Annotated in this window: 11 protein-coding genes; 5 read left to right on the top strand and 6 right to left on the bottom strand. The window is 34.9% G+C overall.

The features are described from left to right. The first annotated feature begins 490 nt into the window (after window positions 1-490). On the top strand, window positions 491-3,490 hold the full coding sequence (locus Q4Q55_RS07920) for a right-handed parallel beta-helix repeat-containing protein (protein WP_303372288.1): 3,000 nt from the start codon (window positions 491-493) through the stop codon (window positions 3,488-3,490). Between the two features lie 50 nt (window positions 3,491-3,540). Here Q4Q55_RS07920 and Q4Q55_RS07925 read toward each other — a convergent pair whose 3' ends face one another. From Q4Q55_RS07925 to Q4Q55_RS07940, 4 genes are read right to left on the bottom strand one after another with little or no spacing between them, the layout of a single operon-like run. After that, window positions 3,541-3,765, bottom strand: a complete 225-nt coding sequence (locus Q4Q55_RS07925) for a hypothetical protein (protein ID WP_303372289.1) — start codon at window positions 3,763-3,765, stop codon at window positions 3,541-3,543. Window positions 3,766-3,773: 8 nt separating this feature from the next. After that, on the bottom strand, window positions 3,774-4,460 hold the full coding sequence (gene rpiA / locus Q4Q55_RS07930; RefSeq protein ID WP_303372290.1) for a ribose-5-phosphate isomerase RpiA: 687 nt from the start codon (window positions 4,458-4,460) through the stop codon (window positions 3,774-3,776). Next, window positions 4,460-4,897: a UPF0179 family protein gene (locus tag Q4Q55_RS07935; RefSeq protein ID WP_303372291.1), complete on the bottom strand. Its 438-nt coding sequence runs from the start codon at window positions 4,895-4,897 to the stop codon at window positions 4,460-4,462. The genes rpiA and Q4Q55_RS07935 overlap by 1 nt, the downstream gene beginning before the upstream one ends. Next, window positions 4,897-5,940, bottom strand: a complete 1,044-nt coding sequence (locus tag Q4Q55_RS07940; RefSeq protein ID WP_303372292.1) for an NAD(P)-dependent glycerol-1-phosphate dehydrogenase — start codon at window positions 5,938-5,940, stop codon at window positions 4,897-4,899. Before Q4Q55_RS07940 ends, Q4Q55_RS07935 begins: the two co-directional genes overlap by 1 nt. Window positions 5,941-6,073: 133 nt before the next feature. Here Q4Q55_RS07940 and proS point away from each other — a divergent pair, with 133 nt between their 5' ends. From proS to thiD, 3 genes are read left to right on the top strand one after another with little or no spacing between them, the layout of a single operon-like run. Then, entirely contained in the window at window positions 6,074-7,474 is a 1,401-nt protein-coding gene (gene proS, locus Q4Q55_RS07945; RefSeq protein WP_303372293.1) for a proline--tRNA ligase, read from the top strand. 7 nt (window positions 7,475-7,481) lie between these two features. Then, complete coding sequence (gene cofC, locus Q4Q55_RS07950; protein WP_303372294.1) at window positions 7,482-8,156, top strand: 2-phospho-L-lactate guanylyltransferase; 675 nt, start codon at window positions 7,482-7,484, stop codon at window positions 8,154-8,156. Next, the gene (gene thiD, locus Q4Q55_RS07955) at window positions 8,157-8,891 is read left to right on the top strand and encodes a bifunctional hydroxymethylpyrimidine kinase/phosphomethylpyrimidine kinase (protein ID WP_303372295.1); all 735 of its coding nucleotides are present in this window, start codon (window positions 8,157-8,159) and stop codon (window positions 8,889-8,891) included. 4 nt (window positions 8,892-8,895) lie between these two features. On the opposite strand, the gene Q4Q55_RS07960 is transcribed toward thiD, so the two are convergent. Together Q4Q55_RS07960 and Q4Q55_RS07965 are read right to left on the bottom strand one after the other, a co-directional pair. Further along, complete coding sequence (locus Q4Q55_RS07960) at window positions 8,896-9,648, bottom strand: ABC transporter ATP-binding protein (protein WP_303372296.1); 753 nt, start codon at window positions 9,646-9,648, stop codon at window positions 8,896-8,898. Between the two features lie 8 nt (window positions 9,649-9,656). Beyond that, window positions 9,657-10,406: an ABC transporter permease gene (locus Q4Q55_RS07965; RefSeq protein ID WP_303372297.1), complete on the bottom strand. Its 750-nt coding sequence runs from the start codon at window positions 10,404-10,406 to the stop codon at window positions 9,657-9,659. Window positions 10,407-10,533: 127 nt separating this feature from the next. Between Q4Q55_RS07965 and Q4Q55_RS07970 the strand changes: the two genes are divergently transcribed. Next, window positions 10,534-11,466: a CPBP family glutamic-type intramembrane protease gene (locus Q4Q55_RS07970; RefSeq protein WP_303372298.1), complete on the top strand. Its 933-nt coding sequence runs from the start codon at window positions 10,534-10,536 to the stop codon at window positions 11,464-11,466. Window positions 11,467-11,627: the final 161 nt, after the last annotated feature.

Raw genomic sequence — 11,627 nt, forward strand, 5'->3', positions numbered from 1 at the left:
AAATCCGAAGTAATTGTGTGATAATTGCTGTCTCGATTAGAAAGAATAGTAATATTGTCTTGTGCAACATCAGCTGCACTAACTGATGAAACTAAAAATAAGAACAATAATGATATGATAAAAAGGTTAAATGCTTTTTTATACATATTTAAAACTTCCTAATAATCTATTTTTTATAATCAACGCGTTTATTGAAATAATTTTTTTATTTTGTAAAAATTATCCATTTATATAAAATTGATTAACGATTAATATTTTGATGTCAAATATATATAAATCTAACTTATATAACAGCATTATATTACAGAATAACATCGATATAACCATAATTACAATAAATAAAACTAATTAACAATGTTATATTAAGAATTTAAGACATTTCTATTTAAATAATATAAAAATCAATATTTAATCAATTACTTATCGACAAAATTTATTATTATAAATTGACTTAAGTGATTGAATATAACTGACTTAAAAGAGGATTAAAATGAATAAGAAGAGTTTAATATTAGCAATTCTGTTAGTATTAATTGTATCCTTAGGTGCAAGTACAGTATCTGCAGAAAATTCAACAGATATCACCAGCGCTAGTGAAACTACAGACATCATTAGCGATGTAAACACTACACCTCAGGAAGTTACTATCGAGACAACAGATACTAATGATCAAATTCAAGCAAAAATAAACGGCTTAAATGATGGAGATATCTTGAATTTCCAACAAGGAGAATATAAAGACATCTGCATCTACGTAAACAAGAGTATTACAATAAACGGTAATGGCGCAACATTATACGGATATGACAGACCATCCCTTAATACCACCCCAGACATAATCCTGAATACAACCGCTCAAGGAGGATACGCCATCACTAATCTTGCAACTTTATACATTCTTGAAACTGATGGATTGACTATGAAAGACCTCAACTTCGTTGCAGGTGCAAACAGCGGAACCAGCATGGGAAAAGATGCCCGATACAGTAACTGCGTAATTTATAATTATCGCTCAAACAATGCTCAAATTAGTAATATTACTGTAGACGGATGTTCCTGGGGAATTTGGCTTCAAAACTGTGCAGACACAATCATTGAAAACAACAATGTGAGAAACCAAATGATTACTGGAATCTTCAGTTTCCAATCTCCAAGAAGCATAATCAGAAATAACACTGTAACCAATGCTAAAAACCATGGTATTGACGTAAGACACCAATCAGGACCTAACGCTACTGTTATAAACAATAAGGTTATCGGTTCTGAAGAAGGTATCTATTTATTACACTCAAAAGGACACACTGTTACTGGAAATACAATCCTTAATTGTTCATTAAGTTCAATAACCTGTTGTGGTGCAGGAAATATCAATATTGAAAATAATACATTTTACAACTCAAGAATCGGTGTTCTTTTAGGAGGGGGAGCTCCTCAAGGAGGCGTATATACTGCATACTCAAACATTACAATCGGTGAAAATGACTGGAAATTAGACACATTACCATTCCCACCATCATTTGTATTCTATGTTGCAGAAGCAAAAGGTGATTATGCAAGTGTCTCATCAATGATGGGCACCCACACTGACAGCAGTGTATCTGAAATCACATATGTCGAATATACTGGAATTGAAACCCCCGCAGATGTTGTTGTAGATTATGGCACTATGTTAAAACCTACTGGAAATACTACAACAATAACCTCCGGAATGACCAACGATGAAATCCAAGCGACTATTGATGGAATGGCTAATGGAGATACTTTAATCTTTGAAGAAAATGCAGTGTTTGAAAATGTTACACTTTGCATTGTCAACAAAAACATTAAAATAATCGGAAATAATGCTACATTAATTGGCCGTGAATCTGCTAGCAAAGACTTAATTCCAGAAAGGATAATTAATGCAACTAATGCGGGCGGATTTGGAATCCAATATTCAGCAGTAATATATTCCGTTAATAATACTGGTACAGTCATAAGTGATTTAAATATTGTCGGCAAATATCCTGCATATGACGCTTCCAACATAAATCAATATAGTGAAGAATACTGTACTGCAGGCATCTATGCATACATCAGCAAAAACATTGCCGTTACGGGATGTAACATTAACGGTGCATCTTGGGGTATGTTTATTGGAGAAAGACAGAACGGATGTCCTAACGCAATACTTACAAACAATAAAATATCAAACCAGTACACAACAGGTATTTTATGCTTTGGATCCAAACAATCAATTATTGCAAACAACACAATAACCAATGCTAAAAATCATGGAATTGACGTAAGATTTGGAGCAGGATTTGGTGCAACCGTATTTAACAACACTATATCCGGTGCAAAAGAAGGAATTTATCTTTTACACTCTTACGGACACAAAGTTTACAACAACACAATATTAAACTCAAAAATCAGTTCAATTACATGTTACGGTTCTGGAAACGAATACTTATTCAACAACACTTTAAGTGGAAGCAGAATAGCTATTTTACTTGCTGGAGGATACTACAATGTGACTATCGGTCCAAATTCATACACTCCAGACAAATTACCATTCCCACCTACATTTGAATACTACCTCATTAAAGCTGAAAATAAATATATCAATAATGTAAAAAATGTAATGAGAACTTACAGTGACAAGGAAGTAGTTACTATTGAAGCTCCTGATGTAACCACAACATACAAATCCGGCGTATTAACAATTAAATTAATCGACCAAAATAATGTTGTAATGACAGGTAAAACACTTGCAGTTTCAATCAATACCACTAATCACACAGTTACAACTGATGAAAATGGTACTGCTACAATAGCTCTTGATTTACCTGCAGGAGATTACATTGCAAATATCAGTTTCACAGGTAACGATAATTATGCAAATGCAAAAGCAAGTGCCAAAATAACTGTTAATAAAGTTACCAGCACAATAACTGCAGCCGGAAAAACTGTTTATCTAAAAACCATTGCATCAGGTTACAAATACTCTGTAACCCTCAAAGACGCAAAAGGCAATACTTTAGATAAAAAGACAATTACAATTGTATTCAATGGTAAAACCTACAAAGCAACAACCAATTCCAAAGGTGTAGCTACTGTAACTCTTAAATCAACTGCAACAGGATCTAAAAAAGCAACTATTAAATTTGCTGGTGATGATGAATACAAAGCAGTCACTAAAACTGTAACAATCAAAGTCACCAAAGAAGCATCAAAATTAACCGCTTCCAATAAAGCATATAAAGTAAACCTCAAAATCAAGGCTTATAAAGTTGTTTTAAAATCCAAATCCGGAAAAGTTATTGCAAAAGCTAAAGTTACTATCAAAGTTAATGGTAAAACTTATTCTGCAACAACCAATGCAAAAGGTGTTGCAACCTTAAAAATTACCAAATTAACCAAAAAAGGTAGTTTCACTTCACTTGTCAAATTTGCAGGTAACAAATACTACAATGCAATAAGTAAAAAAGTTAAAATAATTGCAAAATAAAGAGATTTTAATTAATCTCTTTTAATTTTTCTTTTTTTAAAAAAATAAGTTTAGTAAGCATTCTTTCTGCTTACTGCTATATAAATTATAAATATTCCAACCAAAATTAGAACTATTTGTGGGAATATTGCGAAAAATATTGCAGGGATTACTCCCAATTCGGCTAAAAGCCAAAGCACACCATAAATTACAATTAATACTCCAAATAGAATAGCAATCTTATAACCCACATCTTTCAAGTCATAAAAAGGCATTCCACCAAACGGACCGGGCACATTATCACCTACAATTCTTTTGTTCCTTCAGGAGTTCCAACAATGACCTTATCAACCATCTGTGAGAATATTCCGTTTTCCACAACGCCCGGAATTGAGTTCAAATCAATTTCCAAGTGAACCGGTGATTCTATTTTCTCAAATTTGGCATCAATGACAAAGTTACCGTTATCCGTTATTACAGGACCGTCTTTTCTTTGGGCCATTCTTATTTCACATACAGCCCCCATATCCTCAAGAGCCTGAATAACCACACGGGATGCGTCAGGTAAAACTTCAACAGGAACTGGAAAACTACCTAATTGTTTAACACATTTTGATTCATCTACAATGACAATGAATTCTTCAGCAGCATAATCAACTATCTTTTCTTTTGTATGTGCTGCTCCGCCACCTTTAATCAGATTGAATTGAGAATCAACTTCATCAGCACCATCCACAGACAGGTCAATGTCATGCTCTTCCAAAGTAGTTATTGGAATATTCCACTGTTTAGCAATAAACAATGACTGGAATGATGTTGGAATTCCCATTACGCTAATTCCTTCATCACGAATTCGCATGCCTACTTTTTCTATAAAATAATGGGTTGTTGAACCTGTACCAAGCCCTAAAATCATCCCATCTTTTACATACTCTGCAGCTTTATAACCCGCATTCTTTTTACTGGAATCATTACTACTAGCATTTTTCATTATACCACAAATCCTAAAGTAAGTTTATTGAGTTTATAACCTTTTTTACATTCCTCTTTATGTTTACCGTTATTTTCCAAAACAATGCACTTATCGTTTTCCTGTAATCCGTCCGGGAAACATAAATCGTGGAATTCGCAAGTTTCATCACATTCAGGAGCGTTAAATGTAAATGTTGATCCTTCAAAAATACTTTTTGAATCTGTCAATAAATCTATTTTAGCCCGATCAACTTCAACAGGAATTACAGTTTCTTCCGCATGTATTGGGCATTTCTGTTGGGTGTCTTTAACATCGACAACAACATATTTCCTATTTAATTCTAGATTTCCAACGCAAGATGATTTAAATCTGCAATTTTCGCATTCATCAGCAGGACCTAGAAAAACAAACTCCTGACCTTTTTTTGCTAATTCTTTTCCTATCAATGTAATCATTAAATCACCTCTGTCTTATGAGCAAGTTCATAGGCAGCTTCCTTTGAAATTCCGTTATCGCCCAAAATAGTGTATCTTTCAGGTCTGATTTCATGAGCCATAATCAGTGCTTCAATAATATCCTCTTCAGCCACACCAATTTCCGCTGCAGTGGTTGGAGCTTGGACTGCTTTAAGAGACTCTCTAATAGCTTTCCAATTTCCTCCATGAAGATACATCATCATTATTGTTCCTATACCACATTGTTCACCATGAAGCGCAGGCTTATCCAATATTTTATCCAGCGCATGTGAGAAAAGATGTTCAGATCCGCTTGCAGGTCTTGATGAACCTGCAATACTGATAGCCATTCCTCCGCTGAATAAGGATTTCATAACTATGCGTGCACTAGGTTCAAGATTAGGTTTAATATTGGCAATATTGTCTGTAATCAGATGCGCAGACATGATTGATAGTGCCGCTGCAGATTCAGAAAAGGATTCATTTTTAAGTCTATGAGCCAATTCCCAATCTTTGATTGCTGTGAAGTTAGCTATTAAATCGGCACATCCTGCAGCCAGCAATCTAAATGGTGACTGTGCAAGAATTTCAGAATCGGCAATGACTGCTATCGGAGAGTGTGCAGTCATTGAAATTGAAGTATTAGGATTTTTGATTGATGCCATAGGAGATACAATACCGTCATGTGAAGCTGTTGTTGGCATGGATACAAAATATACTCCCTGATTAAATGAAGACAGCTTAGCTACGTCTATAACTTTTCCCCCACCAATACCTAAAACAGCAGTATCTGGTGTGATTAATTCTTCAACTTCAGATATTGAATCTGCAGATGCTTTATTCACTTTAATAACATCATATTCAATACCATCATTTTCCAGGCTTTCAATGGCAGGTTTTGCACCCACATCATATGTATGAGAACCTGTAACGATTAGAATCTTTTTATCTAAATGCAACGATTTACAAATCCCCCCAGTATCTTTTATAATACCAGGATCGATGTAAACTTCACGAGGCATTTGTATTTTCCTATTACTCATAAATATCTCCTAATATTAAATTATACATTAATATATATGTAAAGAGTAATTATAAATAACTTTCTTTTAAATAACTTTAATACTTATTAAAAACAGATAGTTTAATGTTATAAAAATTATTTTAGGTGATAAGGTGGAAAATTTTGATGAATGGTTTCATGATATTTTAGAAAATGCGGACATAACTGATTCAAGGTATCCTATTAAGGGAATGGCTGTTTGGAGACCATACGGTTTTCAGATAAGAAAACATTCAATGAACATTATTAAAAGATTACTTGATAAGGACCATGACGAAGTACTCTTCCCAATGCTTGTTCCTGAAAGCGAACTTGCTAAAGAAGGAATTCATGTGAAAGGATTCGAAGATGAAGTGTACTGGGTAACTAAAGGTGGTCAAAGAGAATTAAACGAACAGTTAGCGCTCAGACCAACCAGTGAAACCGCAATTTATCCGATGTACTCCTTATGGATTAGAACACACATTGACCTTCCAATTAAAATGTATCAAATCGTAAATACATTCAGATACGAAACAAAACACACAAGACCATTAATACGTGTGCGTGAAATCACAACCTTCAAAGAGGCTCACACCGCCCATGCAACCAAAGAAGAATCAGATGAACAAATTCAAGACTTTATTGAAATGTATAAAGAATTCTTTGACGATTTGGGAATTCCCTACTTAATTTCAAAAAGACCTGAATGGGACAAGTTTCCGGGTTCCGACTATACAATGGCTTTTGATACCATCATGCCTAACGGCAAGACTTTGCAAATTGGTACAATCCATAATTTAGGACAAACCTTCGCAAAAACCTTTGACATTACCTTTGAAGATAAGGATGGAGAACACAAATACGCTTATCAGACATGTGCTGGAGTATCCGACAGAGTCATTGCATCATTAATTGGAATTCACGGTGACGATAAAGGATTACGCTTACCGCCGAAAGTATCACCTAATCAAGTTACAATAATTCCAATTCTATTCAAAAAGGGCAAGGAGGAAGTTCTTGCAAAATGTGATGAAATCAAAGAAAAACTCGAAGCTGAATGTTTAAGAGTCAATATTGATGACAGAGACATCAGGCCAGGTAAAAAATTCAATGATTGGGAGTTGAAAGGAACTCCAGTCAAACTCGAACTTGGACCGCGCGATTTGGAAAACAACATTACAATAGCCATGAGAAGAGACACTGAAGAAAAGGTTGAAATTGCTCTGGATGATAATTTGGCAGATAACATTATTGAACTATTGGACAAATCCTCTGAAAATCTATCATCACAGGCATGGGATTTCCAAGCAGAACATGTTAAATTCGCAGAAACCCTTGATGAAATTCCAGAGATTATTGAATCCGGCAATGTTGCCAAATTCTATTGGTGCGGCGAAGAGGAAGTGGGACATGAAATTGAAGAGAAGACAGGATATGACGTTTTAGGTATTCAAGAGGAAATATCTGAAGGCAAATGCATTGCAAGCGGAAAGGATGCGAAATATGTTGCTTTAATAGCTAAAACATACTAGTGATAACATGGATGACATTTACGCAATTATTCCAGTTTCTAAGTTCAAGAATGCCAAAACAAGATTATCTCCATTTTTATCAGAAGCTGAAAGAGAAAAACTCCTGAAAGTGATGCTTCAGGACGTGACTGACACCTTAAAGAAACATGTAGACAAAATTTTCATCATCAGCAGAGATGAGGACGTGTTAAGTTATGCGGAAAGTTTGAACTTGAATACAATCCTGGAAGATGAGAATTCCAATTTGAACAAAGCACTGACACAGGCCATGAAATATTGCAAAGGAAAAGCCAGAAAAATTATTATCGTTCCTTCAGACATTCCCCTAATTGGAAAAACAAATATCCAGATGCTTATCGAGGCATCTAAAAGTCTTGATTTCATAATTGTTCCATCAAAAGGAGGTGGAACAAATATGATTATCATGAAACCTATGGCAATCAGGACAAAATTTGAAGGCTTCAGTTACAAAGAGCATGTGCAGGCTGCCGAGAGAAAAAAGTTAAATCCGCAGGTTCATGATTCCCTCTTTATGGCGCTTGATGTTAATACTGCCGAAGATTTGGGTGAAATCATGATTCATGGTGAAAAAACCCACACCCGAAAATATCTAAAAGAACTGAAAGTAACATTCGAGCCATTCCGTGGATCTGAAAGAATAAAAGTCACCCGGGCTGATTAGATGATTGTAATGAGCATAGCTGGAGTTGACCCGTCAGGCGGTGCTGGCGTTTATGCAGATTTAAAGACATTTCAGGCCATCGGCGTTTATGGAACATGCATAGTAACTGCATTAACTGCGCAAAATCCTTATAAATTCTTCTCAACTTTACCAATATCACCAGAATACATTGCTGAGCAAATCGATTCAGTAATGGATTCATATGAGGTTGAATTTATAAAAACAGGAATGTTATACTCTCCAGATATCATCAAATTGGTTGCCCGGAAAGTAAAGGAGTATGACCTCAAAGCAGTAGTTGACCCGGTAATGGTTGCAACCTCCGGAGGAGATTTAACCAAAGAAGACCTTGCGGATGCTTTTAATAAATATCTGCTTCCAAATGCAAAACTAACCACACCAAACATATCCGAAGCCGAAAAATTAACTGGTTTTGACATTAACACCACGGAAGATGCAATGAAAGCCTGTGAAGCCATCAAATGCAACAACATCATTACAGGAGGACATTTGGATGGAGTGAATACCATCAGCATTGATGGTGAGATTACAACAATAAAACAAGAATTGATTGAAACTGACAATTTACACGGCACAGGCTGTAATTTATCATCAGCCATTGTTGCTTATCTGGCTAAAAATAACGATTTAAAAACAAGCATTATAAAATCCCTTGATTATGTTTATGAAGGAATAAAAAATGGGAATTATGGAACATTAATAGCTAAGATATAAACTATTATTCTTCCATATTTAATTTTTCAACAATTGATTCCTGAAGCCGGATGAATTCATTGGATTCTCTTTTTCTTGGCCTTTCAATGCCCACTTTAATAATCTCGGCAATTCTTCCAGGATTCTTATCCAGGATAACTATCTTATCTGCCAAATAGACTGCTTCGTCAACATCGTGAGTTACAAAAACGATTGTGTTTTCAAATCTTTTCCAGACCCCTATGAGCTGTTCTTGAAGCTTGTGCCTATTCTGCATATCCAATGCAGAAAACGGTTCATCCATGAGCAGGATTGGTGAATGATTAAGCAAAGATCTGATAATTGCAACCCTCTGTTTCATACCACCTGAAAGTTCATGAGGATAGCTATCCTTAAAGTCAATTAATCCAACACTTGTGAGATATCTTTCTGCGGCAGCAATGTTTTCGGCTTTTGAACTCTGTTTTGTCATCTCAAGACCGAAAGTTACATTCTGTAAAACAGTTAACCATGGGAATAAAGAATATTGCTGGAAAATTACTGCCCGATCTCCAGACGGTTTTTTTACAACTTCACCATTTGCAACAATTTCACCAGAGGTAGGTTGGTCAAGACCTGCTATCAAACGGAGGAGTGTTGTTTTTCCACATCCGGACGGTCCTAAAAGACATATCAATTCACCATCACCAATGTTTAAATTAATATCCTCCAAAACAGATAATTTTTCTGTCTTTTTACTTTCAAAGGATTTATTTATATTTTTAACTTCAATTGACATCAACACACCTACCAGAATATCCTATTTTGAGCTTTTGTAAATACAAAGTCGAATGCAAGTCCTATTAAACCGATTACCAGCATACCTACAACTGTAGTACCTGTATCAAACAGGTTTGTTGCAGTTAAAATCATATAACCTAAACCGCTGCTTGAACCAATCATCTCTGCAGAAATGGTACACATTAAAGCAATTCCGATACCCACCTTCAAACCGGAAACAATATACGGCACAGTTGAAGGCACTACTACATGTCTTAAGACATTCCAGTCATTCGCCCCCAAAGTTTGAGCAGATTCAACTAAAACCTTATCAGTTCTTTTAACTCCATCAATAGTATACACTAAAATAGGAAATACACATCCCATGAATATGATGAATACAGCAGGGAATGTACCTATTCCAAACCATAAAATTGAAAACGGAATCCATGCAACAGGCGGAATCGGCCTTAGCACACTTATTACAAAAGTACATAAATCCTCCAAGGTTTTATACCATCCGAGCAATATTCCAACTGGAATAGCCACAACAGATGCGCAAATCAAACCTGCAAATACCTTAAATAAGGTATCAAGGGTATTTGTAAGAAGTTTTCCGTTCTCTATTACCACCCATGCGGAATTTACCACATCGATAGGGCTCGGCAATATATATGAAGAAAACAGTTCTATCCCATCAGTTATAAAATACCAGAACAATATTAAAATTATCGGTACAATCAACGGAATAAATTTATTCTTATAATTATCAAACATTTCATCACTTAATTAAAATTTTTATACATTAATAAATAGGTCATCATTGTATAAAAACTTTAAAAAAATTAGCTAAAGATACTATTAAATACTAAGAAAAAGGAAATAATGATAACCAGGTGAAACATTGAACATTCATGAAAAATTTTTCTCAAAAATAGGATTGAATTATGCAATATTAGGTATATCAGCCATCATAATCCAAATCGTCTTATTGAACATTATCGGAATACTCCATGCAGATTTGCTTAGCGATTTTAACATGTTGGTCATATTAACATCCCTATGCAATTATATACTCCCATTTCCAATATTTTACTTTCTGATGAGAAAGATAGCATCGCAAAAACTAGAAAAACACCCATTAGATATCAAAATATTCCTACTCTACTTTGCAATTTCAATAACCCTGATGTGGATTGGAAATATAGCCGGTCTTCTGATTACTGCAGCAATCGGGAATTTTTTCCAAACCGACATCATAAATCCTGTAGAAAGGCTAATCAACTCATCGGACATCATGCTGAATCTAATGTTAGTCAGCATCATAGGCCCGATTTTTGAAGAGATATTATTTAGAAAGTTTCTGGTTGACAGAACAATCAAATATGGTGCCAGGGTTTCAATAATACTGTCAGCAATAATATTCGGGTTTTTCCACGGCAACATAAGCCAATTCTTTTATGCTTTCCTGTTGGGAGGATTTTTTGCATACGTTTACATAAGAACCGGAAAAATAATCTATACTATACTTTTACATATCAGTCTCAATCTATTAGGATCTGTCATTAGCCTATTCATGGGTGAAAGTGCCCAGGCAGTGCTTTCAAATGCATTCGGCCCATTTGATTTGGCAGTTGTGGGGATTTATTTTCTAGTGATTATTTCAGCATTCCTTTTTGGAACATATGGCCTGTTAATGTATAAAAAAGGAAAATTCAATGGGGCCAAAACACAGATTGCCTTAAAAAATCCCATTAAAACAATGATACTAAATCCGGGAATGATCTGCTTTGTTGCATTCTTCATCATCGAAATCATCTATGTGCTGACTGCATGAAATATTTCCCCGCCACACTTTTATTGTTCCGGTAAAAAAAAGATTTTAAGGTAAAAGATTCTCTGAAGTTAAAAAAACAGCTATTTAAATATAATAACTCAACAGATAATTTTAAAAAATAACACAGAATGTATGATGAAAATTTAGACAAAACACAATAG

It is taken from the genome of Methanobrevibacter sp., assembly GCF_030539555.1.
GTDB lineage: Archaea > Methanobacteriota > Methanobacteria > Methanobacteriales > Methanobacteriaceae > Methanocatella.